Source organism: Pseudomonas sp. C 49-2 (assembly GCF_003970195.1).
Taxonomy (GTDB): domain Bacteria; phylum Pseudomonadota; class Gammaproteobacteria; order Pseudomonadales; family Pseudomonadaceae; genus Aquipseudomonas; species Aquipseudomonas canadensis.
The window spans coordinates 357,394-383,561 of record NZ_RXYG01000001.1; the positions used below are offsets into that span (position 1 = coordinate 357,394).

A 26,168-nucleotide genomic window follows, 5' to 3' on the forward strand; every position below is an offset into this window, starting at 1 on the left:
CTGCGATGCTTTTAGCGGCTGGCGAGCAATTCCTGGCCGCGCAACACAGCTGCTTTCACCTGCGCCGGTGCAGTACCGCCGATGTGATTACGGGCATTTACCGAGCCTTCCAGGGTCAGCACGGCAAACACGTCCTGCTCGATCTGGTCGCTGAACTGACGCAGTTCTTCCAGGCTCATTTCCGCCAGGTCCTTGCCGGTGTCGACGCCATATTTAACTGCGTGGCCAACGATTTCGTGGCAATCGCGGAACGGCAGGCCACGGCGTACCAGGTAGTCCGCCAGGTCGGTCGCGGTGGAGAACCCGCGCAACGCCGCTTCACGCATGATCGCGTGCTTAGGCTTGATCGCCGGGATCATGTCGGCAAACGCGCGCAAGGAGTCGCGCAGGGTGTCGGCAGCGTCGAACAACGGCTCTTTGTCTTCCTGGTTGTCCTTGTTGTAGGCCAGCGGCTGGCCTTTCATCAGGGTCAGCAGGCCCATCAAGGCGCCGAACACGCGGCCGCTCTTGCCCCGCACCAGTTCGGGGACGTCGGGGTTTTTCTTTTGCGGCATGATCGAGCTGCCGGTGCAGAAACGGTCCGGCAGGTCGATGAACTGGAATTGCGCGCTGGTCCACAGCACCAGCTCTTCGGAGAAACGTGACAGGTGCATCATGGCGATGCTGGCGGCGGCGCAGAATTCGATAGCGAAGTCACGGTCCGACACGCCATCCAGGGAGTTGCCGCCTACGGCGTCGAAGCCCAGCAATTGCGCGGTGTATTCGCGGTCGATCGGGTAGGTGGTGCCGGCCAGCGCGGCGCTGCCCAATGGCATGCGGTTGGCACGCTTGCGGCAATCCACCAGACGCTCGTAGTCGCGGCTGAGCATTTCGAACCAGGCCAGCAGGTGGTGGCCGAACGTCACCGGTTGCGCGGTCTGCAGGTGAGTGAAGCCCGGCATGATGGTGTCCGACTCACGCTCGGCCTGTTCCAGCAAACCTTTTTGCAGGCGGGTGATTTCGGACAGGATCAGGTCGATTTCATCACGCAGCCACAGGCGGATATCGGTGGCCACCTGGTCGTTACGGCTGCGACCGGTGTGCAGCTTCTTGCCGGTCACACCGATGCGGTCGGTGAGGCGGGCCTCGATGTTCATGTGCACGTCTTCCAGGTCGACGCGCCAGTCGAAGGTGCCGGCCTCGATCTCGCCACGGATGGTGGTCAGGCCGTCGATGATGCTGTCGCGCTCGGCGTCGGTCAGCACGCCGACCTTGGCCAGCATCGTCGCGTGGGCGATGGAGCCCATGATGTCGTGGCGGTACAGGCGCTGGTCGAAGGTGACGGAGGCGGTGAAGCGGGCGACGAAGGCGTCGACGGGTTCACTGAAGCGGCCGCCCCAGGACTGGTTGGTCTTGTCGGTGCTCATGGATTCGCTCGTGATCTGCTTAATAAAGAGGCATGGAAGTGTGCCGGCGATAATAACAGGGTTGCCCGTGGACGCGGTGCTGCGGGTCGTCGGCATTTTTATTTGTGCAAAGGATGGCTAAGTGCCTTGCCGCCGAACGCGTCCAGGACGAGACTGGGTACAGGGGTTTATTGAAACGATATTTGACGATTGAGCAATGTCGTCTCAGTGAGCGTCTACAGTTGGACTGATAGTGTGTGAATGCACCAAAGTCGGGTGATGCGGTCAGAGCCCAGACTATCCATTTAAAAAGGGGGGTATTCGGATTGTGTATCAGCAAACCCTACGACGATGCCCGAAGGCAGCAGGTCTTGGGCGCTATTGAACAGGTCCGGGTAAATATGGGTGCCACTCTCAGGGCACTTTTTGCCGCTCGCGCTAGTCTTAGCGTGGATCGCTGTGACGCAAGTCACCGCACCTGTCTACGCTATCCTTGTGCGAGACTCACGCAGGAATCCAGCGCAATATGAATGTCCTGATCGTTGATGACGAACCCCAAGCCCGCGAGCGACTGAGCCGTTTGGTCAGTGATCTCGAGGGTTACGCAGTACTCGAACCGAGCGCCACCACGGGCGAAGAGGCGTTGACGCTGATCGACAGCCTCAAGCCGGATGTGGTGTTGCTCGATATCCGTATGCCAGGCCTCGATGGCCTGCAAGTTGCCGCCCGACTGAGCGAGCGAGAGTCGCCACCCGCCGTGGTGTTTTGCGCAGCAGGCGATGAGTTTTCCGCGGAGACGCTGGAGGCCAGCGGTGTCAGCTTCCTCACCAAACCGGTGGCTGGCGAAGCATTGCTCAAGGCCCTGAAAAAAGCCGAACGCCCAACGCGTGTGCAACTCGCCGCCCTGACTCAGCCAGCAGCCCAGAGTGGTAACGGGCCGCGCAGCCATATCAGCGCACGCACCCGCAAAGGTATCGAGCTGATCCCCTTGGGCGAGGTGGTCTATTTTATCGCCGATCACAAGTATGTGACCTTGCGCCATCAGGGCGGCGAAGTGCTGCTCGATGAACCGCTCAAGGCGCTTGAGGATGAATTCGGCGACCGCTTCGTGCGTATCCACCGCAATGCGCTGGTGGCCCGCGAGCGCATCGAACGCCTGCAACGCACGCCGCTGGGGCACTTTCAGCTATTCCTGAAAGGCCTGAATGGCGACGCACTGATCGTCAGCCGACGGCATGTGGCGGGTGTGCGCAAGATGATGCAGCAGCTTTAGCCGGAGGGCTGTGGCGAGGCCTGCAATTCATATCCCGGTGCGACGCGGCCAGGGAGGCCCCGCACTTGCTGATTCAAATCAAAGCGTATTTGCCTGAGCTGTTATTATCTGCCGTATCTATTCAGTACGGATTGATCCATGTCCTCTCGCGAAATCCGCATCGCCACCCGTAAAAGCGCCCTGGCCTTGTGGCAGGCCGAATACGTCAAAGCACGCCTGGAACAGGCCCACCCTGGTCTCAAGGTGTCCCTGGTGCCCATGGTCAGTCGCGGTGACAAGCTGCTCGACTCGCCACTGTCGAAGATCGGCGGCAAGGGTTTGTTCGTCAAGGAACTGGAAACCGCGCTGCTGGAAAACGAAGCCGACATCGCCGTGCATTCGATGAAAGACGTGCCCATGGACTTCCCCGAAGGCCTGGGCCTGTTTTGCATCTGCGAGCGCGAAGACCCGCGTGATGCTTTTGTTTCCAACACCTACGCGTCCCTGGATGAGTTGCCTCTGGGTAGCATCGTCGGCACGTCGAGCCTACGTCGTCAGGCACAGCTGCTGACCCGTCGCCCAGACCTGCAGATCCGCTTCCTGCGTGGCAACGTCAACACCCGACTGGCCAAGCTGGACGCCGGTGAATATGACGCGATCATCCTCGCCGCGGCCGGCTTGATTCGCCTGGGCTTCGAAGACCGCATCACCTCGGCCATCAGTGTCGAGGACAGCCTGCCTGCAGGCGGACAGGGCGCCGTTGGTATCGAATGTCGCACCGCCGACAGTGAAATCCACGCCCTGCTCGAACCCCTGGATCACCATGACACCGAAGTCCGCGTCACGGCCGAGCGTGCCCTGAACAAGCACCTCAACGGTGGCTGCCAGGTGCCGATCGCCTGCTACGCCGTGCTTGAAGGTGAAAATCTTTGGTTGCGTGGCCTGGTGGGCGATCCGGACGGCGGCACGCTCCTGACCGCCGAGGTGCGCGGCCCGCAGCGTGAAGCCACGGCCTTGGGTATCCAGGTAGCCGAGGAACTGCTGGACAAAGGCGCTGGTGCCATCCTGCAGAAGGTCTACGGCGAGGCCGGTCCGCAGTGACCGAATGGCGCGTGTTGCTGACGCGGCCTGCCGAGGAGTCGATGGCCCTGGCGGCCTCGTTGTCCGAAGCTGGCATTTTCAGCAGCAGCCTGCCTTTGCTGGATATTGAGCCGCTCCCCGTCACACCTGAACAGCAATCCGTCTTCCATGACCTGGGGCGTTACTGTGCGGTGATCGTCGTCAGTAAGCCGGCGGCGCGCCTTGCCGTGGTGCAGTTGGATCGCGCATGGCCACAGCTGACGTGGTTCAGTGTCGGCGCGGCTACCGCGCAGGTGCTGGCCGAGCATGGCCTCAGTGTTAAGTATCCGCCTACTGGCGACGACAGCGAGGCTTTGCTTCAATTGCCCGCGTTACGCGAGGCTATCGCCCGCCCGGGTGCCCAGGTGTTGATCCTGCGCGGCGAGGGCGGTCGGGAACTGCTGGCGGAGCGTTTGCGTGAACAAGGTGCTAGTGTCGACTATCTGGAGTTGTATCGCCGTTTCCTGCCGGCCTACGACGCCGGGGCACTGATGCAACGCATCCAGTTGGAACGCTTGAACGGCCTGGTGGTCAGCAGTGGGCAGGGTTTTTTACACCTGCAAACCCTGGCTGGAGCCCATTGGCCCCAGGTGGCACAGCTGCCGTTGTTCGTGCCAAGCCCGCGAGTCCTGGAGATGGCGCGGGCCGCTGGCGCAGAAAAAGTTGTGGATTGTCGCGGCGCGAGTGCCGCGGCTTTGTTAGTGGCGATACGGAGTTATCCCGTTCCCACTCTCTGAAACGCAAAGGACGGATACGTGAGCGAAACAGCCTTGCCTAAAGATGAAACCCAACCCGCACTTGATGCGCCGGTTGAGTCACCGGTCTCCGCGCCGCGCCGTGGCAATGGCCTGGCAATCGTCGCCCTGTTGCTCGGCGTTGCCGGTGTGGCCGCTGGCGGTTGGGGAATCTGGCAGGTCCGCGCCCTGCAAGCCAGTAGCCAGCAGCAACTGGGCCAGGTGCAGACCCTCGATGACCAATCCCAGTCCCTCAAGCAAAGCCAGCAACAACTGGCAGCGCGACTGGCGCAGTTGCCGGCTGCGGATGAGCTGGAGGAGCGCCGTCGCCTGGTGGCCCAATTGCAGGGTGATCAGCAGCGCCTGAGCCAACGCCTGGAAACTGTGCTGGGATCCAGCCGCAAGGACTGGCGCCTGGCTGAGGCGGAACACTTGATCCGCCTGGCGAGCCTGCGCCTTTCTGCCCTTCAAGATATCAACAGCGCCCAGGCGTTGGTCCAGGGTGCTGACGAGATTCTTCGCGAGCAAAGCGATCCAGGCGCCTACGCCGCGCGTGAGCAGTTGGCCAAGAGCCTTGCCGCTTTGCGCAGCACCGAGCAGCCGGACCGCACCGGGTTGTACCTGCAATTGGCGGCCTTGCGTGATCAAGTGGTGCAACTGGCAGCTATCGCTCCTGAATATCAGTTGACCGAACCTGCTTCCCAGGGGCGTCCAACCACCGATACGGAAAGCCGCTGGAGCCAATGGTGGGAGCAGATTTCCCGTTACTTCCGCATCGACTTCAACCCGGATGACAACATCCGTCCGCTGCTGGCCGGCCAAGGTTTGAACCAGGTGCGCCTGGCCCTGAGCCTGGCGCTGGAGCAGGCGCAATGGGCAGCGCTCAATGGTGAGTCGGCGGTCTATAGCCGCTCATTGGGCGAGGCGCGCAGCGTGTTGCAGGACAACTTCAACCAAGACAACCCGCAGAGCAAGGCGATGCTGGCGCGTATCGCCGAGCTTGAGCCCAAGGCGGTATCGGTGGTGACGCCGGACCTGGCCGCGAGCCTTGCTGCCGTGCAGGCGTACCTTGAACGTCGTCATCTGTCTGCCGACGAAGCCAAGGCGGCGGCCACGCCGGCGAAGCAGGAGTAGAGCCGATGAAACGTTTCTATGTGATTCTGGTGCTGGCGATTGCAATCGCGCTGGCACTGGCCGTGGGCATTTCGAAACACACCGGCTACGTGCTGATTACCTACCCTCATGTGCTGCATTACGAGTCGAGCTTGTGGGCGACCCTGGTAGCGGTGTTTGCCATCGGCCTGGCGATCTACCTGGTCCGTGTGCTGCTGAGCCTGGTCACCACCTCCGGTGGGGTGGTCAACCCGTGGTCGCGGCGTAACCGCAGCCGTCGCGTGCAGATCGCCATCGAGCAGGGCCAGATGGACCTCGCCGAAGGTCGCTGGGCCAGTGCCGAGCGCCACTTGCATCGTGCAGCCGAAGCCGAACGTCAGCCACTGCTCTACTACCTCGGCGCAGCCCGTGCCGCCAATGAGCAGGGGCGTTACGAAGAGTCCGACGGTCTGCTGGAGCGCGCCTTGGAGCGTCAGCCCCAGGCCGAGCTCGCGGTTGCCCTGAGCCATGCACAACTGCAACTGGACCGCGGTGATACTGACGGCGCACTGACCACCTTGCAGGCCATGCACGAACGTCATCCCCACAACGCCCAAGTCCTGCGTCAATTGCAGCGTTTGCATCAGCAGCGGGGCGATTGGTCGTCGGTGATCCGCCTGCTGCCGGAACTGCGCAAGGATAAAGTGCTGCCCGCCAGCGAGCTGGCCGAGCTTGAGCGTCGCGCGTGGGGCGAGAACCTGAGCCTCGCAGCCCAGCGTGAAGAGCAGGGCGAGGCCGGCTTGCAATCCCTCGAGCGGGCCTGGCAGCAACTCACTTCAGCCCAGCGCCAGGAGCCGCAATTGGTCCTGGCTTATGCCGAGCAACTGCGCCAGTTGGGCGCCGATGCCAAGGCCGAAGAAGCGCTGCGTGGAGCGATAAAGCGCGGCTACGACAGCCATCTGATTCGGCTCTACGGCTTGCTGCGTGGCAGTGACCCCGCCAAGCAATTGAAGTTTGCCGAAGGTTGGCTCAAGGATCACCCAGGTGATGCCAGCCTGCTGCTGACGCTTGGCCGTCTGTGCTTGCAAAACAGCCTGTGGGGCAAAGCGCGGGATTATCTGGAAAGTAGCCTTCAGGTGCAGCGCAATCCCGAGGCCTGTGCCGAGTTGGCGCGATTGTTGGCGCAACTGGGTGATACGGAGCGCAGCAACCAGCTGTTCCAAGAGGGGCTGGGGTTGCTGGATAACCGTTTGCTGGCGTCACCGCTGCCTGTTCCGGTCCGCGCTTGATGTAGGCGATGGTTGATGGTTGGCTCGGATATGTCTGGCAGCCACCCCCTCATTACGTCGAAAAGACGGGCTGTAGAGCGTTTGTGGGCAGCGTCCGACGCTCAATAGCCCAACGTCTTCCATCTTCTGGCGGTAAGTCCTTACCGTCTCGCGGAATCGTCTGCTCTGGCACGTATTGAAAGGGGTCAGGCCTTTCCTCTACCGTAGCGACCTATCTTTCGCGATGCGGATAAAGCATGTCTTTGGCCCCTTCACGCTCCTTGTTTTTCCTTGCGTTCCTGGCAGGTGCGCTGACATTGGGCGCGTCCTTTTACCTCGAGTTCGGCGCCTCCTTGCGCCCTTGCTTCCTGTGCCAGCTGCAAAGAGGGTTCCTGGCGGCTTTCACATTGATCAATCTGGTCGCCGTGATCCATAACCCCCAGCGTTCCGTGGGCTGCGTGTATGGGCTGGCGGGCATGGCCTTCGCGTTGCTCGGCGCCATTACCGCCACACGCCAGGTATTGCTACAAAACGCCGCACCGGGTCAGGCGGCTGATTGCTGGCCTAGCCTGCACTACATGATCGAAAACCTGTCGTTTTCGCAGGCCCTGCAATTGACGGTCAAAGGCACTGTTGACTGCGTGGAGATCAACTGGACGCTGTTTGACTTGAGTGTGCCGGAATGGAGCTTGTTGTTCTTCGTCGGGATGTTGATCCTGGGGGGCATGCAGTTTTCACGGCTGCTTTTAAGCCATCATTTGCGTCCGGTGAGACGCTGAAGGTCAGTTGCGGTTCGTAGGACGGGATTAAACACTTGTATGAACTTTCTGTCCTGCGTACCTTGAAGCCACAGTCATGCGGGCATAATCTGGCCCGCACGTGTCATTGAAACCGTTTGTCAGATGCGGCCTTGTCCGGTTGCTGCTTTATCCTTGAAGTGTTGCGCGGGCACCAGGCGGCAGCGCCCCTATAGGGAAGAGAGATCATCATGCTGGAAAGTTGTCAGAATGCTCAGGAACGCTGGGGTGGGGTGCACAAGCTGATCGACAGCTGGCTGAAGGCACGTCACGAACTGGTTCGGGCCTTTGATGCGCTCGGCGCCAAACCCGAGGCACTGGCGCAGAACCGTGAACCGCTGCAGGATTTCTGCGGCGTGTTGGTGGACTATGTGTCAGCCGGCCATTTCGGCGTCTACGGACAACTGACCAAGGAGGCGGAAGCCTTTGACGATCAGCGTGGCCTGGATTTGGCTGAGACCATTTACCCACGCATCGATGTCATCACCGAGAAGCTGCTGGCCTTCACCGACCTGTGTGATGCCGGAAACTGTGTTGCAGCAAAATTCAAAGAATTGGGTGCGCTGCTGCATGAGCGATTCGAGCTGGAAGATTGCTTGATCGAAGTGCTGCATAACGCTCACAAGGAAGAGTCTGCTACTCAGGCTTGAAGCTCGATCGCGATACAAAAAAACGGTGCGCATGACGCACCGTTTTTTATGGCCTCAGTGTCGGGTTCCGAGCAACTCGATCTCGAACACCAAAGGGGTATAGGGCGGGATCAATTCGCCGGCACCGTCGGCACCATAGGCCTGGGCTGACGGGATCACCAGGCGCCATTTCGCGCCCACTGGCATTTGCTGCAGTGCACTGCTCCAGCCGCTGATCACGCTGTCCAGACGGAACCACTGGGGTTGCGTGCTTTGGTCGAACACCGTCCCATCGGGCAATCGTCCCACGTACTTCACTTGGACTTGATCGCTGGCCGTTGGCTTCTCGCCAGTGCCGGGAGTGAGTTCGGTAAGCAGGATTCCATCCGCCAATTCGCGCACGCCTTTTACGGCTTTTTCCTTGCTCAGGAATTGTTGTTCGGCCGCGAGCGCTTTTTCGCTTTGCGGTGCCTGCGCATCGGCTTCGTTCTGTGCTTCGTGCTGGGCAAGAATCTGCTCGATGCGTGCGTTGTCCAATGCCAACGGCTTGCCTTGATACGCTTGCTTGAGGCCGTCGATCAACGCTTGTAGCTGCAGGTCCGGAACCTCCTGGCGCAAGCGTTCACCAAGGCTCGCGCCCAGGCTGTAGGCGAGGTCGTGTTGGTTTTGTTCAGTGGTTTTTGCCGGCGATTGCTCGCTCGCATTGGTCACTGATATTGCTAGACCAAGCACAAGAAAAAGGTAACGCGACATGGGTATGCTCCCGCCGAAAGTGCGACGGATTATGCCAGTGTGAACGGGTAAAAAGTGCCGCGTGTTTTCGTTATATCGATAAGAATTTTCGCGCGGTGCAACGCAAGGCAAACGATACTGTCAACATGCCCTAGCGGCGGTAAGAGCAGAGGGCTAGTATGAGCCGCACCCACGTCAGCCAGGAGGTAAACCATGTCGGCCAAACAGAAGCCTGTTAATACCCCGTTGCATTTACTCCAACAACTCTCGGGCAGCTTGCTCGAACATCTGGAAAGCGCTTGTTCCCAAGCTCTGGCCGATGCAGAAAAACTGCTCGCCAAGCTGGAAAAACAACGCGGTAAAGCGCAAGAAAAGCTGCACAAATCCCGCACCAAACTGCAAGACGCCGCCACTGCCGGCAAGGCCAAGGCACAAGCCAAAGCCAAAGACGCTGTCAAAGAACTTGAGGACCTGCTGGACGCCCTCAAGGATCGCCAAGCTGAAACCCGCGCCTACATTTCCCAACTGAAAAAAGATGCCCAGGAAAGCCTGAAACTGGCCCAGGGCGTTGGTCGTGTGAAGGAAGCTGTGGCTAAAGTGCTGGGTGCTCGTACCCCTGCAAAAGCGGTTGCAGCGAGCGCGTCGAAAAAGCCAGCGAGCAAGGCTGTTGCTGCCAAGGCACCTGCTAAAGCTGTGGCAAAACCTGCTGCCAAAACTGCTGCTGCGAAACCAGCCGCCAAGCCAGCTGCTAAAACCGCTGCTGCGAAACCAGCCGCCAAGCCAGCTGCTAAAACCGCTGCTGCGAAACCAGCCGCCAAGCCAGTTGCTAAAACCGCTGCTGCGAAACCAGCCGCCAAGCCAGCTGCTAAAACCGCTGCTGCGAAACCAGCCGCCAAGCCAACTGCCAAAACCGCTGCTGCGAAACCAGCCGCCAAGCCAGCTGCCAAAACTGCTGCTGCGAAACCAGCCGCCAAGCCAGCTGCCAAAACTGCTGCTGCGAAACCAGCCGCCAAGCCAGTTGCCAAAACTGCTGCTGCGAAACCAGCCGCTAAGCCAGCTGCCAAAACTGCTGCTGCGAAACCAACCGCTAAGCCAGTTGCTAAACCTGCTGCTGCAAAACCGGCCGCCAAGCCAGCCGCTAAACCTGCTGCTGCGAAACCAGCCGCGAAGCCAACTGCTAAACCTGCCGCTGCAAAACCCGCTGCGAAGCCAGCCGTTGCCAAGCCAGCTGCTGCAAAACCAGCACCGGCCAAGCCAGCAACGCCTGCTGCTGCCCCGGTAGTGTCCACCGCTCCAACTGCACCGGCCAGCAGCGCGACTGCACCGGTAGCGCCAAGCACCACTCCAACCAGCGCTTCCTAAGCGTTGGTGACCACGACGCGCAGCTGCTGCAGCGCGTCGTGGTCAAGGTTGGCGGCATCCTCAGCCGCCAGTCCTTGCAGCCAGTGCTGTTGATCTAGCGCCTTCCCTACAGGCCATGTTTGCGCCAACGCTTCCAGGCGCGCCAGCAACTGCCGTTCGGCGTCCAGCTCCAGGGCCTTGACTCGCTCACGCAACCCAGCCAAATCCTCATCCTGCTGCGCCATGGCGCGCCATTGTGTGCGCACCCGTCTTAACGGTTCGATCACGTCTGTCTGCCAAGGCCTGGCGATGTGCTTCAGCGCCTGTATGCGTTCGGCGGTTACTGTCACCGCACGCTGTTCCAGCCACGCGCCACACAGCAACAGGCACACGTCCGCACCTTGCGCCTGCAAACGCAGGCAAGCGGCTTCGCACCCTGGGCGGGCGTAAGTCGAGAGGGCAAAGCTCCACAGGTCAGCGCACATATTCACACCCAAGCCAGCGGCCAACGAAGCTGGTAGACTCCGCCGCCATTATGATCCGACTTCAAAGCCTAACATTACAGCGTGGCCCGCAACGTCTTCTCGAAGACGCCGAGCTGACCCTGCACGCCGGTCACAAAGCCGGCCTGATCGGTGCCAACGGCGCCGGCAAATCCACGTTGTTCGCCCTGTTGCTGGGTGAGCTGACCCCGGATTCCGGGGACTGCTTGCTGCCGGCCGACTGGCGCATCGCCCATATGCGCCAGGAGATCGACACCCTGGACCGTATCGCGATCGACTACGTGCTCGATGGCGACCTGCGCCTGCGCCAGGTGCAACACGACCTGGCTGAGGCCGAGAAAGCCCAGGACGGCGCCGCCCAGGCCCGCCTGCACTCGGAACTCGACAGTGCCGACGGGTACACCGCCGACGCCCGCGCCCGCAAAATGCTCGCCGGCCTTGGCTTTACCAACGAACAGATGGACCGCCCGGTTGCTGACTTCTCCGGCGGCTGGCGCATGCGCCTTAACCTGGCCCAGGCCTTGATGTGCCCCTCGGACCTGTTGCTGCTCGACGAACCGACCAACCACTTGGACCTCGATGCGATCCTGTGGCTGGAAGACTTCCTCAAAAGTTACCAGGGCACCTTGCTGCTGATTTCCCACGACCGGGATTTCCTTGACGCCGTGGTCGACAACATCGCCCACGTCGAACAGAAGAAAATCACCCTCTACCGTGGCGGCTACACCGCGTTCGAACGTGCGCGTGCCGAACGCTTGGCCCAGCAGCAGCAAGCGTTCGAGAAGCAACAGGCGCAGCGTGCGCATATGGAAAGCTACATCGCCCGCTTCAAGGCCCAGGCCACCAAGGCCCGCCAGGCCCAAAGCCGGATCAAGGCCCTGGAGCGGATGGAGGAGTTGTCGGCGGCCCATGTCGATTCGCCGTTCGACTTCGTGTTCCGCGAATCGGTGAAGATCTCCAGCCCGTTGCTGGATCTTTCCGATGCGCGTCTGGGTTACGGCGACAAAACCATCCTGGAAAAAGTGAAGCTGCAGCTCACGCCGGGTGCGCGCATCGGTTTGCTTGGCCCCAACGGCGCGGGTAAGTCGACGCTGATCAAGAACCTGTCCGGTGAGCTTTCGCCCCTGTCCGGCCGACTGACCCGAGGCGAGAACACGGTGGTGGGCTACTTCGCCCAGCATCAGCTGGACTCTCTCGATTCCAAGGCCAGCCCGTTGCTGCACCTGCAGCGCCTGGCGCCGACCGAGCGCGAGCAGACCCTGCGCGACTTCCTCGGCGGTTTCGACTTCCGTGGCGCGCGCATCGACGAGCCGGTGCTGAACTTCTCCGGCGGCGAAAAAGCCCGCCTGGCCCTGGCATTGATCGCCTGGGACCGTCCGAACCTGCTGCTGCTCGACGAACCGACCAACCACCTGGACTTGGAAATGCGCCTGGCGCTGACCATGGCACTGCAGGAGTTCAGCGGCGCGGTACTGGTGGTGTCTCACGATCGCCATTTGCTCAAAAGCACCACGGATAACTTCCTGCTGGTGGCGGACGGCAAAGTCGAGGAGTTCGACGGCGACTTGGACGACTACGCGCGCTGGCTGACGGACTACCGCCTGCGCAACGCGCCGGTCAGCAACACCCCGGTCAACCCGGACAAGACCGACAAAAAGGCCCAGCGCCAAGCCGCCGCCGCGTTGCGTCAGCAACTGGCGCCGCACAAGCGTGAGGCTGACAAGCTGGAAGCCGAGTTGGGCAAGGTGCATGAGCGCCTGGCCAAGATCGAAGCCAGCCTGGGCGACAGCGCCGTCTACGAGGCCGCCCGCAAGGATGAGTTGCGCGACCTGCTGGCCGAACAGGCCAAGCTTAAGGTGCGTGAAGGGCAATTGGAGGAGACCTGGATGGAAGCCCTCGAATTGCTCGAAACCCTGCAAGCGGAGCTGGAGGCGCTGTCCTGATGGAAGCGTTGCAGTTGCCGATACCGACGCAGTGGGTCGAGCCCGTGTGGGTTGGCGTGCAAATCCTGCTGATCCTGCTGGCGGGTTACCTTGCCCAGCGTTTTGTCGCCAAAGGCCTGACCCGGCTGGGTGAGCGTTACCCGTTCCCGCCGCAGCTGCTGATGCCGCTGCGCGGTGGTCTGCGCTGGCTGATCATGGGGAGTGCGCTGATCTTTGTGTTGGGGCGCCTGGGTGTGTCCGCCACGGTGTTGTGGACGGCGTTGTCGGGGTTTGTCGCGGTTGCCGCCGTGGCGTTCTTCGCCATGTGGTCGGTACTGTCCAACCTGCTGTGCGCCATTCTGATCTTCACCGTCGGGCCGTTTCGCCTGGGCGATATCGTCGAGTTGGTGGATACCGTCGACAAACCGGGGGTAAAGGGGCGGGTCGTGGCGATCAACCTGCTCTACACCACGCTGGTCGAAGTGGCAGAGGCCGGTACCGACAGCGCAATGGTCCAAGTGCCCAACAGCCTGTTCTTTCAGCGCTCGGTGCGGCGTTGGCCCGGCACTCACGTGTTTCCGGGCGACCGCTAGTATTCACATCTTGTAAAAATCTATAGCCAGCCTTTGGTCGGCGGAGTTAGCTTAAGGCACAACAGCAAACTCCCTCTTGAGGTGTGCAATGGCACTTGATACGTGGCTGGCCTTTTTCCTGGCCAGTTGGATCATCTCCCTTTCCCCCGGCGCCGGCGCCATCGCTTCGATGTCCAGCGGCCTGCAATACGGCTTCCTGCGCGGCTACTGGAACGCCATCGGCCTGCAACTGGGGCTGGCGATGCAAATTGCCGTCGTCGCCTGCGGCCTGGGTGCCATCCTGGCGACATCTTCCACCGCGTTCTATGCGATCAAATGGTTTGGCGTGGCGTACCTGGTGTACCTGGCCATCAAGCAATGGCGCGCCTTGCCCATGGACATGACCGATGATGCCGCTGTGCGCCCGATCGGTAAGCCGATGGCGATGATGTTCCGTGGTTTTCTGGTCAATGCCAGCAACCCCAAGGCTTTGGTGTTCATGCTGGCGGTGCTGCCACAGTTCGTGAACCCGCAGGCGCCGCTGCTGATCCAGTACCTGATCTTGGGTGCAACGATGATCTGCGTCGACATGGTGGTGATGGCGGGGTATACGGGGTTGGCGTCGAAAGTGTTGCGCCTGTTGCGCACGCCTAAGCAGCAGAAACGCATGAACCGTACGTTTGCCGGGTTGTTTGTCGGCGCTGCCGGCTTTCTCGCCAGCCTGCACCGCGCAACAGCTTAACTGCAAAAACCGGATCACAAATGTGGGAGCTGGCTTGCCTGCGATGCAAGCGCCGCGGTTTAACTGATGCGCCGCGGTGATGCTATCGCAGGCAAGCCAGCTCCCACATTGGTTTGTGTTGCTTGTGAAATCGGGGTTCAACGCAGGATTTTGGGTGCTTCGTCCCTTGGCAGGTTGTTGCGCAGCGCCGGCTTGTCCGGGTCTTGATACCCGCCCCCCAATTGCTCCGCCAACTGCCGCGCCACATCCTCACCCAGTGCTTTCGACACGTCTTTCACCACGCGCGGCCGGTTCAGGCTCACGCGTATGTCACGGCTGTTCACCAGCTTGGTGTCCTGGCCTTCACCCATGGCGGTGAACGCCGAGGTGATCTCGTAGGTGCGCGTATTGATCAGGCTGAAATCCGCCACCAACGTCAGGCCCAGTACGGCCGAGTAGCTGTTGGTGTGGTCCAGGGCGTTGATGTCCTGGGTGAAGTCGATGTCCGATAGGGTGCCGAACAGTACATAGTCGGCGCCCTTGAAGTTACCGGCCTTGATGCGCTTGATCACGTCGTAGACGTCACCCTTGGCATCGGCGGTGTAGGGCGTGCCCTGTACCAGCTGGAACTGACGCGACTTGAGGATCTCGCCCTTGATATCACCGCTGAATTTGCGCAGCTCGGTCTGTTCGATATAACTGGTACGGCTTTCGTACTCGCTGTAGTTCGACGCACCGCTGGCGTGGTGGCTGCTTGCTTGGAAGTTGTTGCTGGCCGATACCTGGTGAATGTATTCCTCGACCCGCGCCTCGTAGGCCAGGTCGGTCACCGCGATCTTCGGGGCGGCCGAGGCGCCAAAGGCGCACAGCAGGCCGATCATGCCGATCCATGCACGCATTGCTTAGCGCTCCGTGGTCTTGCGAATTTCTTTTTCGTCCATCCATTCGGCCAGGCCGCTCTCGACGTCCACCAGTTGCAGGCTGAATTTGTAGAACACGTCCTTGTAGTCCGAGCTGCGTTTGACGATGGAGCTGATGGAGCCTTCCAGGCGGTACTTGGCGGCGACCATGTTGCCGGTCTTGCTGACGGTCGATTTCTTGTACAGGCCGCTCTGGTTCTGCAGCTTGAGCTGGTCGACCTGGCTCTGCATGTCGGTGTTGTCGCTGGCGAAGCGGGCGGTGCCGGTCTTCATCAACTGTGTCTTGATCGACGTGGTGATCTCGCGAGTGTCGATGTACTCGCTGGTCTTGTTCTTCACGTCATACACCTGCACCACCGGGCGACCCTGCAAGATGCCGGATTGGGCGAGGGAGCGGGTCATGCTTTCGGCGATCATCTGCAGGTCGGTGGAGCCGAATTCGTTGGTGACTGTTTCTACGGCTTTGGTGTCGCCGTAGCTGATGTTCTTGCTGCCCAGTACGGGCGAGGTGTTGGAACAGCCGCTGGCCAGCAGGGCAACGACAGCGAGCATCGAGAAGCGTGCAAACATGGGGAATTCTCTCTGAAACGTAAAAGGGGAACGGCTCAAGGCGTCTTCACTTCAAGGCGGAAGTCCGCCGCCTGGGGCAGGTTGGCAATGGCCGGCAGGAAGGTCGCCTGGTTGGCGTATAGGCTCAGCACTTTCCAGGTTTCTTCGTCGCCTACCGGGAAGCCGTCGGCGCCCAGCCAGGCGAAGCGGTAATACATCGTCTGGTTGCTGCTGGTGATATTGCTCAACTGCACCTTGGCGGTGAGGAAGCCGTTCTCGCGCGCAACGCGGATGGCGCCGACGGCGATACCCTTGAATTTGCCCATCACCACGATTTTGCTTGCGGCGCTGCCAGGCTCCGGGGGTGGCGGGGTGGCGCAGCCGGCCAGCAGGACCAGCGCCAAGGCGCCGAGGATAAAATGACGCATAGCGTGCTCCTTAAGGTTGTTTGAGGGCGATGGCCTGGTTGGCGGTGCTCGGCACTACATGAGCGGCCAGGCCACCGGCGAATACCTGGTTACCCACCACGCGCAGCGTGATCACCTGGTAACGCTGGTCAGCCTTGACCGTCACCAACGTGCCGCCCAGGGCGTTGGGCAGGCTGACCTGATGCTCGCCGTGCTTGAGGCGCAGGCGCGTCACCTGGGTCATGTCCGGCAGGGTGCGCCAGGTGCGGGTGTCGGCACCTTCGGTGACCGCCGAGGCGATACCCAGCACCAGGCCCGCCATGGGGTTGGTCTTGTTCAGGTTGTTTTGCGCCACGCCACGGCTGACCGCACGCACCGTGGTGCGCAGGATGATCCCCGGCATGTCATCGCGCAGGGCACGGCGGGACATGGCCGTAGTGCTGTTGAGTGCCGTGAGGTTCCGTTGCTGGCCGTCGACGCCGATCTGGGCGAAGGTCGCGGTGGACGTGTCGGCCTTGATCACCGGGAACGACAGCGGGGTGATCACCAGATTGCCGTTGATCGGGATCGGAATCGGCAGGCGAATCGAATCGCGGGCCGGCGCCAGACCGCTCTGCACCACGATCAGCACGTCGGTTTCATCGGCACCGACCTTGGATTTGTCCAGGTCCAGCAAGGCCTGTTCAAGTAATGGTGTGTTGGGGCGCAACTCAGCCGCCTTACGGTAACCGGGGGCCGCCAGATCTTTTTCGCCCAGGGCTTCGTAGACGAAACCGGCCAGGTAATGGCTGAACGCACTCTGGTAACTGTTCTTCAGACCGACCACTTCCGGCGCATCGAGGGCTGCTACCGGATAGCCGCGCAGGTCTTTCATCTGGGTGGTCACGCCTTCACGCTCGGCTTCGTCCTCGCGCTTGAGGTATTCCTTATCCCGCAGGTCCGCTATCACCGCTTCGCGTTCGTGGGTCTTCTTGATCTCGGTGCGCGCGCCATCGAAGTCGTTCAAGGCCAGCAGGTTCAGGGCCATCTGCGTGGTCAGCATGACCTTCTCGTAGTCATAGCCCTCGTAGCGCCGCACCTTGTCGTTGGCGATGAAACTGCCGAACTGGGCCAGGTATTTGGCGCTGTCGAACTTGACCGCCTCTTCCCATTTGTAGACCTGCAAATCAGCACTGCGCCACGCGGTCTGACTCCCCGTCAAATCACCCTTGGCCCGCAGCAACTCACCCTTCTCGAAGAAATAGAGCAAGTCTTTGTCTTCGCCGCTGTTGTTCTTCTCCAACAGCGTCAACGCCGCGTCGACATTCCCGGTGGCCAACTGCTGATTGGTAGCCTGCAACTCGGTGTCATAGCTGCGGAACATCGAACAGCCCGACAACAACGTTACCGCCGAGAGCGCAAGCAAAGGTAAAGCGCGAAATGCCATGCAGCCTTCTTCCCTGAAAGTAATAACCGATGTGGTAATTCCTCATAAAAACGAGGAACGAAATTCCCTTTCGCACTAACAGGGCGCGGCATTATAAGCACCATTACTGGCAAAACAATGGCTATTTGCCCGACGAAGTCGCCCAATGCGCCACCAGTCCGCTTCTAAAAATGCCTCGCTTTTACCAACGACAAATCACTTTCGCCTTGAGTCAAACCCCTTAAGCCCTAACAATGTGTTACTTCGTATTTCCATTTGAGATTCGTTCATGACTGCCCCCTTCCGTTTTCTCGCCTGGCTGATGCTGCCGGCGCTGATGTCGTGCAGCTTCAACCTGCTGGCTGCGACTGCCGAGGGCGCCCCACAAGCCCTGCATTTGCTGGACTACATTGGCGCTGACTATCCTCCGACGGTGGAAGCGGGCAAGGTTATCGATGAATCCGAATACCGCGAACAGGTGGAGTTTCTCGGGGTGTTGCAAGGGCTGGTGGCAGAGTTGCCTCAGCGCCCGGAGCGCGCGGCGTTGGTCAAAGGTGTCGATGAACTGTTAGCGGCTGTAACTGCCCATCAGGACGGCGCAACGGTTGCTCGGCAAGCCCGCCAATTGGGCGCCCAACTGGCCGTGGCCTATGAAGTCAGCCAGGCCCCGGCGATCACGCCTGATCCAACGCGAGGTGCGCCGCTCTACGCCCAGCATTGCTCGGTGTGCCACGGCACCGCGGGCGCCGGTGATGGCCCGGCCAGCGTCGGTATGACGCCACCACCGGCCAATCTGCGCGACCCTGTGCGCCTGGACCGCTTGAGCCTCTATGCGATCTACAACACTCTTGGCCTGGGCGTCGAAGGCACCGATATGCCGTCCTTCGCTGATCAACTCGACGACCGTCAGCGCTGGGACCTGGCCACCTACATCGCCGGCTTCACCGCCGACCCGGCCGCCGCGAAAAGCGAGCAACCGTTCAACCTCGCCGACCTGGCGCGCCAGACTCCGAACGAAGTCCTGGCCGCCAACGGTGTAGCTGCCGCCACGACATTCCGCGCCCAGCGTGCGCAACCGCCGCAGGTCAAGCGTGGCCCGGCGCAGCTACTCGACTACACCGCCACCACCCTGGACAAGAGCCTGGCCGCGTTCCGCAACGGAGACCACGAACAGGCCTACGACCTGTCGGTAGCCGCCTACCTGGAAGGCTTCGAGCTGGTGGAAAGCTCTTTGGATAACGTCGACGCCAACGTGCGCAAGGACACCGAGAAGGCGCTGATGGCCTACCGGCAGTCGTTGCAGGACGGTTTGCCGGTCGAGCAGGTGCAGCAGCGCCTGGATGTGGCCAAAGGCAAACTCACCGAATCCGCCGGCCTGCTGGGCAGCGATGGCCTGAGTTGGTCGCTGAGCTACATCTCGGGCCTGCTGATCCTGCTGCGTGAAGGCCTGGAAGCCATCCTGGTGCTTGCCGCGATCCTCGCGTTCCTGCGCAACACCGGCCAGCAGTCGGCGGTGCGTAGCGTCAACGTGGGCTGGGGCCTGGCGCTGTTGGCGGGTCTCGCCACCTGGGCGTTGGCCGCGTATGTGATTGACGTGAGCGGCGCCCAGCGTGAATTGCTTGAAGGCTGCACGGCGCTGTTTGCCAGTGTGATGGTGCTGTGGCTCGGCGTGTGGATGCACGACCGCCGCCACGCGGCCGCCTGGCAGGACTACATCAAGAGCAGCCTGGTCGGCGGCGGTGGGCGTTTCGGCTTTGCGATGCTGGCGTTTTTCTCGGTGTACCGCGAGCTGTTCGAGGTGATCCTGTTTTACGAAACCCTGTGGCTGCAAGCCGGCCCGGCTGGACACAACGCCGTGCTGGCGGGCGGTGCGACGGCGCTGGTGCTGCTGGTGGGCCTGGCGTGGGTGATTCTGCGCGGTTCGGCCAAGCTGCCGCTGGCGCTGTTCTTCGGTATCAATGCGGCGTTGCTGTGTGCGCTGTCGGTGGTGTTCGCCGGGCATGGCGTGAAGGCGTTGCAGGAAGCCGGCATCTTCGGTACGCGGCCGGTGGCGTTCTTTGACTTCGACTGGTTGGGCATCCACGCCGATGCGTACTCGCTGAGTGCGCAGGCTGTGGCGATCCTGGCGATTGTGGTGCTGTATGGTCGCAGTCGGTTGGCCGAGAAACGCCGAGTGGCGGCCTGACATGCGCGTGTGGATCGATGCCGACGCCTGCCCTCGGGCAGCCAAGGACCAGGTGGTGAAGTTCGCCCTCAAGCGTCAGTTCGAGGTGGTGCTGGTGGCCGGGCAAAGCCAGATCAAGCCGAGCTTTGCGTGTGTGAAGCTGATTGTGGTGCCCAGCGGTCCGGACGCGGCGGATGACTACCTCGTAGAGCACGCGCTGCCTGGTGAGTTGGTGATCTGCAGCGACGTGCCCTTGGCCGACCGCCTGGTGAAAAAGGGCGTCACCGCCCTCGATCCACGGGGCAAGGAGTTCAGCCCGGCGAACATGAGCGAACGCCTGGCAGTGCGTAACCTGTTCACGGATCTGCGTGAACAGGGCCAGATGGGTGGGGGGCCACCGCCTCACGGTGAAAAAGAAAAGCAGGCGTTTGCCAATGCTCTGGACCGAATCCTCACGCGCCTGATGCGCCAACCCTGACCTGTGGCGAGGGAGATTCCTCGCCAGCATCGGTGATCAGTCGTTTTCGTGGGTGAGTTCCAACACCCGGTCCACCAGCTTGTTGATCCCCGAAGCGACCTCGCTGATGCTCTTGCCAAGCATATAGGCCGGCGTGCTCACCAGTTTGCGCGCCTTGTCCTCGACGATATCTTCCACCGTGCACTCTTGGTGGGTAGCGCCCATCTTGTCCAGCGCGGCGGCGGTGTCGGCGCAGTTACCGATGGTGCAGGTCACGCCCGGGCCATAGATCTTCGCCGCCAGGGCCGGTGAGATGCAGATCAGCCCCACCGGCTTGCCCGCTTCGGCAAAGGCCTCGGCCAGCTCCAGCACCTGTGGGTTGACGCTGCAGCCTGCGCCTTCCACGGCAAAGTTCGACAGATTCTTCGCCGCGCCAAACCCGCCGGGCACGATCAGCGCATCAAAATCTTCGGCATTGGCTTCGCGGATGTCTTTCACATCACCGCGGGCAATTCGGGCCGACTCCACCAGTACGTTGCGTGACTCGGGCATTTCTTCGCCGGTCAGGTGGTTGATGACATGCAGTTGCGCGATGTTGGGGGCAAAACATTGGACCTGAGCGCCGCGCTGGTCCAGGCGCAGCAAGGTGATCACGCTTTCGTGGATCTCTGCGCCGTCGTACACGCCGCAGCCGGAAAGGATCACTGCAATCTTTTTGCTCATGGGCATTTCTCCTGGGGTCTTGGCGTTAAATGTCTACTAATTTGTCATCTGTTGCCAATGGGATCTCGTGTCGCTGCACCTAATCTTGATGTAACAAAATTAGACCGGACTAGACCATGGACTTCGTGCCTTACGCGGTACCGTTTTTCATCGCCTTGATCGTGGTAGAGCTGCTTGCTGACCGCTGGCGCGGCGAGCGTAACTACCGGGTGGCGGATGCCATCAACAGCCTCAGCACCGGCGTGCTGTCCACCACCACAGGGCTGTTGACCAAGGGTGTAGGGATTTTGACCTACGCTTTCGCCCTCAAACATCTTGCATTGATTGATCTCCCGGCCCAAAGCGTCTGGACCTGGGTATTCGCCTTTGTGTTCTACGACTTCTGCTACTACTGGCTGCATCGCATGGGCCATGAACGCAACATCCTGTGGGCCGCGCACTCGGTGCATCACCAGAGTGAGGACTACAACCTCAGCACCGCCCTGCGCCAGACCAGCACCGGCTTCCTGCTGAGCTGGATCTTCTACCTGCCTCTGGCCGTACTCGGCGTGCCATTGGTGGTGTTTATCAGCGTGGCATCGCTCAATTTGCTCTATCAATTCTGGGTGCACACTCGGCATGTGCCCAAGCTCGGCTGGTATGAATGGTTTTTCGTCACGCCGTCCAATCATCGGGCCCACCATGCACAGAACGCTCTCTACATGGATCGCAACTACGGCGGGGTGTTCATTATTTGGGACCGGCTGTTCGGCACCTTCCAGGAAGAGGACGACAATGAACCGGTGATTTTCGGCGTGACAACGCCGTTGGCCAGCTGGAATCCGCTGTGGGCCAACCTGCAGTTTTATGCGCAGTTGTGGAGTGATGCGCGACGTACAGAGCGCTGGTGGGACAAGTTGCGCATCTGGTTCATGCGCACCGGTTGGCGCCCGGCCGACGTGAAGGCCAAGTACCCGCTGGCCAAGCATGACCTGACCCAGTTCCGTAAATTCGAAGTGCCGCTGGATGGTCGCCAGCAGGTCTACATCGCCCTGCAATTCGCGGCGTATGTGGGTTTTGGCAGCTATTTGATGAATTTCGGCGAAGGCTTGCCCACGGCGGCGCTGATCCTGGGTTGGAGTGCCATGGCGCTGGGGTTGTTTACCTTGGGTGTAGCTCTGGAGAATCGCCCGTGGGCGCTGAAGGCCGAGCTTTCGCGGCTGGTGCTGAATGTGCCGCTGATCTGGCTGGCGCCGTTGGTTGGGCTATGGCCCGCCAGCAACCTGGGCTGGCTGGGCCTGCTGAGCTACAGCCTGCTCAGCGTGATCGGCCTCTACTGCTGCAGAAGCCGGTTTACTCGACTGGTGTCTTAGGCGTTTCGACCGGGACCGGCTCGGCCGCGAGCCGGGCCTTGGCCTCGGCGCAGGCCTCGCGGGCGATGCGTGCATTCTTGATGCGGCGACGCAGCCACAGGCCGAAGCCCAGTAGCAGTAGCGCGCCCAACACCCACAGCTCGTACTTCTTGATGCTGCCCAGCATACCTTCCAGCACCGCGCCGAAGTGATAGGCCGCAGCGCCCAGGGCCAACGCCCAGATCGCGGCACCAATGCCGTTGAGGATCAGGTAGCGCAGAGGTGGGTAGCCGGACAGGCCGATCGCCACCGGCATGACCGTGCGCAGCCCGTAGACGAAGCGGAAGCTCAACACCCAGATATCCGGGTGCTTGCGGATATGCTCCAGGGCCTTGTCCCCCATCAATTGCCAGCGCGGCTTACGCGCCAACAACTTGCGACCGTGTTTGCGGCCCATGTAATACCAAAGCTGGTCGCCGGCGTAGCTGCCGAAAAAGGCAACTACCACCACCAGGTTGATATCCATGTAGCCACGGAACGCCAGGAAGCCCGCGAGAACCAGAATGGTCTCGCCTTCAAAGAAGGTGCCCAGGAAGAGCGCAAAGTAGCCGAAGTCATGCAGAAATTGTTGAAGCATGGTCTGGGGTGCTGGCGAAATGAACGCGCAGCCTACGCCTTCACGAAGATTCATGAAAGTATCGAGATGTGTCACGAAGTGAACAATTCCTACGTAAATGACGAATGCGGCTACAGGTCGCATGCTTAAGCACAACTGTCATACCTTCGTCATAATGGCCGCTTATAACTGCAACGCTCGCCCGTGAACCCGGGCTCAGGAGTCTGTCGTGAGCTTTACCCCTGCCAATCGTCTGTTCCCCGCCACCCGTCTGCGTCGCAATCGTCGTGATGATTTCTCTCGCCGCCTGGTGCGTGAAAACGTGCTCACGACCAACGATCTGATCCTGCCGGTGTTTGTGCTGGACGGGGAAAATCGTCGGGAAGCGGTGGCTTCGATGCCGGGAGTGGAGCGTTTGACCATTGATCTGCTGCTTGAAGAAGCCGCCGGTTGGGTCGAGCTGGGGATTCCGGCGTTGGCGCTGTTCCCCGTCACGCCGTCTGAACTCAAGTCCCTGGATGCTGCCGAAGCCTGGAACCCTCAAGGGATCGCCCCGCGCGCCACCCGCGCCCTGCGCGAGCGTTTCCCGGAGCTTGGGGTGATCACCGACGTGGCGTTGGACCCGTTTACCACCCACGGCCAGGATGGCATTCTGGACGAAGACGGCTATGTTCAGAACGACATCACCGTCGATGCACTGGTCAAGCAAGCCTTGTCCCACGCTGCCGCTGGCGCCCAGGTGGTTGCGCCGTCAGACATGATGGACGGCCGCATCCAGGCGATTCGCGAAGCCCTGGAGCTGGCCGGTCACGTCAATGTGCGGATCATGGCCTACTCGGCCAAGTACGCCAGCGCCTATTACGGGCCGTTCCGCGATGCGGTGGGCTCGGCGTTGAACCTGGGCAAGGCCAACAAGGCTTCGTACCAGATGGACCCGGCCAACAGCCATGAAGCCCTGCACGAAGTGGCGGCCGACCTGGCCGAAGGCGCTGACATGGTGATGGTCAAGCCGGGGATGCCGTACCTGGACATCCTTTACCGGGTCAAAGAAGAATTCAAAGTGCCGACGTTTGTCTACCAGGTCAGCGGCGAGTACGCGATGCACATGGCTGCAATACAGAATGGATGGCTGAGTGAAGGGGTGATCCTAGAATCCCTGACAGCCTTTAAACGCGCCGGGGCTGATGGCATTCTGACCTACTTCGCCGCCCGCGCCGCCCAATTGCTTAGAGAGCAACAATAGCCCTCACAGGAACATTCAATGAATACCGAAGGACTCTCAGAAGTTGCCGTAAAAGACGCTCACCCGGTGGTTGAACAAGTCACCGAGACCCCGCCGGAACATGAGCCTGCGGCGCCTGCCGTGGTGGCCGAGCCGCCCGTGCCGGCCCCGGTGGCGGCGGTGACCAACCTGGATGACAGCAGCCTGTACATCCACCGCGAGCTGTCACAACTGCAATTCAACATCCGCGTGCTGGAGCAGGCGCTGGATGAGTCCTACCCGCTGCTGGAGCGTCTGAAGTTCCTGCTGATTTTCTCCAGCAACCTGGACGAGTTCTTCGAGATCCGCGTCGCCGGCCTCAAGAAGCAAATCACCTTCGCTCGTGAACAAGCCGGCGCCGACGGCCTGCAGCCGCATCAGGCCCTGGCGCGCATCAGCGAGCTGGTGCACGGCCATGTAGACCGCCAATACGCGATCCTCAACGACATCCTGTTGCCGGAACTGGAGAAACATCAGGTCCGCTTCATCCGTCGCCGTCACTGGACCACCAAGATCAAGACCTGGGTGCGTCGTTACTTCCGTGATGAGATCTCGCCAATCATCACCCCGATCGGCCTTGACCCGACGCACCCGTTCCCGTTGCTGGTGAACAAGAGCCTCAACTTCATCGTCGAGCTGGAAGGTATCGACGCCTTCGGTCGCGATTCCGGCCTTGCCATTATCCCGGCCCCGCGCCTGTTGCCACGCATCATCAAGGTACCTGAAGAGGTGGGGGGTGCTGGCGATAACTATGTATTCCTCTCGTCGATGATCCACGCCCACGCCGATGATCTGTTCCAGGGCATGAAGGTAAAAGGTTGCTACCAGTTCCGCCTGACCCGTAACGCCGACCTGGCGCTGGACTCCGAAGACGTCGAAGACTTGGCCCGTGCGCTGCGTGGCGAGTTGTTCTCGCGGCGCTACGGCGATGCGGTGCGCCTGGAAGTGGCCGACACCTGCCCGAAACACCTGTCGGACTACCTGCTCAAGCAGTTCAACCTGGCCGAATCCGAGCTGTATCAGGTCAACGGCCCGGTCAACCTGACGCGCCTGTTCAGCATCACCGGCCTGGACAGCCATCCGGAGTTGCAATACACGCCGTTCACGCCGCAGATCCCGAAACTGCTGCAAAACAGCGAGAACATTTTCAGCGTGGTGAGCAAGCAGGACATCCTGCTGTTGCACCCGTTTGAGTCCTTCACCCCGGTGGTCGACCTGCTGCGCCAGGCTGCCAAGGACCCGCATGTATTGGCGGTACGCCAGACCCTGTACCGTTCTGGCGCCAACTCGGAAATCGTCGACGCCTTGGTCGACGCCGCGCGTAACGGCAAGGAAGTCACGGCGGTGATCGAACTGCGTGCGCGTTTTGACGAAGAATCCAACCTGCAACTGGCCAGCCGTCTGCAAGCGGCCGGTGCAGTGGTGATCTACGGTGTGGTCGGCTTCAAGACCCACGCCAAGATGATGCTGATCCTGCGCCGCGAGGCCGGTGAAATCGTGCGTTACGCCCACTTGGGTACCGGTAACTACCACGCCGGCAATGCCAAGCTCTACACCGACTACAGTCTGCTGACCTCCGACGATGCCTTGTGTGAAGACGTCGGCAAGTTGTTCAGCCAGCTGATCGGCATGGGCAAGACCTTGCGCATGAAGAAGCTGCTGCACGCGCCGTTCACCCTGAAAAAGGGCATGCTCGACATGATTGCCCGCGAAACCCAGTTTGCCCTCGACGGCAAACCGGCGCACATCATCGCCAAGTTCAACTCGCTGACCGATCCGAAGATCATCCGTGCGTTGTACAAGGCCAGCCAGTCCGGTGTGCGCATCGACCTGGTGGTGCGCGGCATGTGCTGCCTGCGTCCAGGCATTGTCGGGGTGTCGCATAACATCCATGTGCGCTCGATCATCGGCCGCTTCCTGGAACACACGCGGGTGTTCTACTTCCTCAACGGCGGCGAAGAGCAGATGTTCCTCTCCAGTGCCGACTGGATGGAGCGCAACCTCGATAAGCGGGTAGAAACGTGCTTCCCGGTGGAAGGCAAGAAGCTGATCATGCGGGTCAAGAAGGAGCTGGAAAGCTACCTGACCGACAACACCCACAGCTGGAGCCTGCAGTCGGACGGCCGCTACGTGCGCAACACGCCGACCGGCAACCAGAACCCGCGCAGTGCGCAGGCGACGTTGTTGGAGAAGCTGGGTAGCCCGATTTTGACGGTGAATTAAAAACCGACGCGGTCTGAAAATGTGGGAGGGGGCTTGCCCCCGATG

General features: G+C 61.0%; 25 protein-coding genes. 16 read left to right on the plus strand and 9 right to left on the minus strand.

The window, feature by feature from the left end; all coding sequences use genetic code 11:
- Positions 1-11: 11 nt before the first annotated feature.
- Entirely contained in the window at positions 12-1,406 is a 1,395-nt protein-coding gene (gene argH / locus EJ576_RS01635) for an argininosuccinate lyase (RefSeq protein WP_028618439.1), read from the minus strand.
- A 505-nt stretch (positions 1,407-1,911) separates the two neighbouring features.
- Between argH and EJ576_RS01640 the strand changes: the two genes are divergently transcribed.
- The 7 genes from EJ576_RS01640 to rsd all read left to right on the plus strand — a co-directional run bounded on the left by EJ576_RS01640 (position 1,912) and on the right by rsd (position 8,297).
- A complete protein-coding gene (locus tag EJ576_RS01640) occupies positions 1,912-2,658 on the plus strand; it encodes a LytTR family DNA-binding domain-containing protein (RefSeq protein WP_028618438.1) in 747 nt (248 codons plus the stop codon).
- 138 nt (positions 2,659-2,796) lie between these two features.
- Complete coding sequence (hemC, locus tag EJ576_RS01645; protein ID WP_028618437.1) at positions 2,797-3,738, plus strand: hydroxymethylbilane synthase; 942 nt, start codon at positions 2,797-2,799, stop codon at positions 3,736-3,738.
- Positions 3,735-4,493 (plus strand): uroporphyrinogen-III synthase, encoded by a 759-nt coding sequence (locus tag EJ576_RS01650; protein ID WP_126569466.1) that lies wholly within the window; start codon positions 3,735-3,737, stop codon positions 4,491-4,493. The genes hemC and EJ576_RS01650 overlap by 4 nt, the downstream gene beginning before the upstream one ends.
- A gap of 18 nt (positions 4,494-4,511) precedes the next feature.
- The gene (locus tag EJ576_RS01655; RefSeq protein WP_123474808.1) at positions 4,512-5,624 is read left to right on the plus strand and encodes a uroporphyrinogen-III C-methyltransferase; all 1,113 of its coding nucleotides are present in this window, start codon (positions 4,512-4,514) and stop codon (positions 5,622-5,624) included.
- Positions 5,625-5,629: 5 nt separating this feature from the next.
- Positions 5,630-6,871: a heme biosynthesis protein HemY gene (locus EJ576_RS01660; protein ID WP_122729828.1), complete on the plus strand. Its 1,242-nt coding sequence runs from the start codon at positions 5,630-5,632 to the stop codon at positions 6,869-6,871.
- 236 nt (positions 6,872-7,107) lie between these two features.
- Positions 7,108-7,629, plus strand: coding sequence for a disulfide bond formation protein B (locus EJ576_RS01665; protein ID WP_122729826.1), 522 nt, complete (start codon positions 7,108-7,110; stop codon positions 7,627-7,629).
- Between the two features lie 209 nt (positions 7,630-7,838).
- The gene (gene rsd, locus EJ576_RS01670) at positions 7,839-8,297 is read left to right on the plus strand and encodes a sigma D regulator (RefSeq protein WP_126569467.1); all 459 of its coding nucleotides are present in this window, start codon (positions 7,839-7,841) and stop codon (positions 8,295-8,297) included.
- A 54-nt stretch (positions 8,298-8,351) separates the two neighbouring features.
- On the opposite strand, the gene EJ576_RS01675 is transcribed toward rsd, so the two are convergent.
- Entirely contained in the window at positions 8,352-9,029 is a 678-nt protein-coding gene (locus tag EJ576_RS01675) for an FKBP-type peptidyl-prolyl cis-trans isomerase (RefSeq protein WP_122729822.1), read from the minus strand.
- Between the two features lie 192 nt (positions 9,030-9,221).
- Here EJ576_RS01675 and EJ576_RS01680 point away from each other — a divergent pair, with 192 nt between their 5' ends.
- The gene (locus EJ576_RS01680) at positions 9,222-10,370 is read left to right on the plus strand and encodes an AlgP family protein (RefSeq protein WP_126569468.1); all 1,149 of its coding nucleotides are present in this window, start codon (positions 9,222-9,224) and stop codon (positions 10,368-10,370) included.
- On the opposite strand, the gene EJ576_RS01685 is transcribed toward EJ576_RS01680, so the two are convergent.
- The gene (locus tag EJ576_RS01685) at positions 10,367-10,834 is read right to left on the minus strand and encodes a TIGR02444 family protein (protein ID WP_126569469.1); all 468 of its coding nucleotides are present in this window, start codon (positions 10,832-10,834) and stop codon (positions 10,367-10,369) included. The two genes, EJ576_RS01680 and EJ576_RS01685, sit on opposite strands and share 4 nt — an antisense overlap.
- 50 nt (positions 10,835-10,884) lie before the next feature.
- Between EJ576_RS01685 and EJ576_RS01690 the strand changes: the two genes are divergently transcribed.
- From EJ576_RS01690 to EJ576_RS01700, 3 genes are all read left to right on the plus strand, one after another.
- Positions 10,885-12,795 carry an ATP-binding cassette domain-containing protein gene (locus EJ576_RS01690; RefSeq protein WP_126569470.1) on the plus strand — a complete coding sequence of 637 codons (1,911 nt, stop codon included), beginning with the start codon at positions 10,885-10,887 and terminating at the stop codon, positions 12,793-12,795.
- Positions 12,795-13,367: a mechanosensitive ion channel family protein gene (locus EJ576_RS01695; RefSeq protein WP_028618427.1), complete on the plus strand. Its 573-nt coding sequence runs from the start codon at positions 12,795-12,797 to the stop codon at positions 13,365-13,367. The genes EJ576_RS01690 and EJ576_RS01695 overlap by 1 nt, the downstream gene beginning before the upstream one ends.
- A gap of 88 nt (positions 13,368-13,455) precedes the next feature.
- On the plus strand, positions 13,456-14,088 hold the full coding sequence (locus EJ576_RS01700; RefSeq protein ID WP_028618426.1) for a LysE family transporter: 633 nt from the start codon (positions 13,456-13,458) through the stop codon (positions 14,086-14,088).
- 137 nt (positions 14,089-14,225) lie between these two features.
- Here the strand turns inward: EJ576_RS01700 and EJ576_RS01705 are convergent, their stop codons facing one another.
- The 4 genes from EJ576_RS01705 to EJ576_RS01720 are packed head-to-tail and all read right to left on the minus strand — an operon-like array spanning position 14,226 to position 17,369.
- On the minus strand, positions 14,226-14,966 hold the full coding sequence (locus tag EJ576_RS01705; RefSeq protein ID WP_122729816.1) for a penicillin-binding protein activator LpoB: 741 nt from the start codon (positions 14,964-14,966) through the stop codon (positions 14,226-14,228).
- Positions 14,967-14,969: 3 nt separating this feature from the next.
- Entirely contained in the window at positions 14,970-15,557 is a 588-nt protein-coding gene (lpoB, locus tag EJ576_RS01710) for a penicillin-binding protein activator LpoB (RefSeq protein ID WP_028618424.1), read from the minus strand.
- A 35-nt stretch (positions 15,558-15,592) separates the two neighbouring features.
- On the minus strand, positions 15,593-15,964 hold the full coding sequence (locus tag EJ576_RS01715) for a YcfL family protein (RefSeq protein WP_028618423.1): 372 nt from the start codon (positions 15,962-15,964) through the stop codon (positions 15,593-15,595).
- Positions 15,965-15,974: 10 nt separating this feature from the next.
- Entirely contained in the window at positions 15,975-17,369 is a 1,395-nt protein-coding gene (locus EJ576_RS01720; RefSeq protein WP_126569471.1) for a COG3014 family protein, read from the minus strand.
- 268 nt (positions 17,370-17,637) lie between these two features.
- Here EJ576_RS01720 and EJ576_RS01725 point away from each other — a divergent pair, with 268 nt between their 5' ends.
- Positions 17,638-19,533, plus strand: coding sequence for an FTR1 family protein (locus EJ576_RS01725; protein ID WP_122729812.1), 1,896 nt, complete (start codon positions 17,638-17,640; stop codon positions 19,531-19,533).
- Between the two features lies 1 nt (position 19,534).
- Positions 19,535-19,990 carry a YaiI/YqxD family protein gene (locus EJ576_RS01730; RefSeq protein WP_028618420.1) on the plus strand — a complete coding sequence of 152 codons (456 nt, stop codon included), beginning with the start codon at positions 19,535-19,537 and terminating at the stop codon, positions 19,988-19,990.
- Positions 19,991-20,026: 36 nt separating this feature from the next.
- Here the strand turns inward: EJ576_RS01730 and elbB are convergent, their stop codons facing one another.
- Complete coding sequence (gene elbB, locus EJ576_RS01735) at positions 20,027-20,692, minus strand: isoprenoid biosynthesis glyoxalase ElbB (RefSeq protein WP_028618419.1); 666 nt, start codon at positions 20,690-20,692, stop codon at positions 20,027-20,029.
- A gap of 116 nt (positions 20,693-20,808) precedes the next feature.
- On the opposite strand from elbB, the gene EJ576_RS01740 reads away from it, so the two are divergent.
- Complete coding sequence (locus tag EJ576_RS01740; protein ID WP_122686937.1) at positions 20,809-22,044, plus strand: sterol desaturase family protein; 1,236 nt, start codon at positions 20,809-20,811, stop codon at positions 22,042-22,044.
- Here EJ576_RS01740 and EJ576_RS01745 read toward each other — a convergent pair.
- Positions 22,025-22,660 carry a DedA family protein gene (locus EJ576_RS01745; protein ID WP_033897595.1) on the minus strand — a complete coding sequence of 212 codons (636 nt, stop codon included), beginning with the start codon at positions 22,658-22,660 and terminating at the stop codon, positions 22,025-22,027. The genes EJ576_RS01740 and EJ576_RS01745 overlap by 20 nt on opposite strands.
- Before the next feature lie 208 nt (positions 22,661-22,868).
- On the opposite strand from EJ576_RS01745, the gene hemB reads away from it, so the two are divergent.
- Both hemB and ppk1 read left to right on the plus strand, forming a co-directional pair.
- The gene (hemB, locus tag EJ576_RS01750; protein WP_126569472.1) at positions 22,869-23,882 is read left to right on the plus strand and encodes a porphobilinogen synthase; all 1,014 of its coding nucleotides are present in this window, start codon (positions 22,869-22,871) and stop codon (positions 23,880-23,882) included.
- Between the two features lie 18 nt (positions 23,883-23,900).
- A complete protein-coding gene (gene ppk1, locus EJ576_RS01755) occupies positions 23,901-26,123 on the plus strand; it encodes a polyphosphate kinase 1 (RefSeq protein WP_028618415.1) in 2,223 nt (740 codons plus the stop codon).
- Positions 26,124-26,168 lie beyond the last annotated feature (45 nt).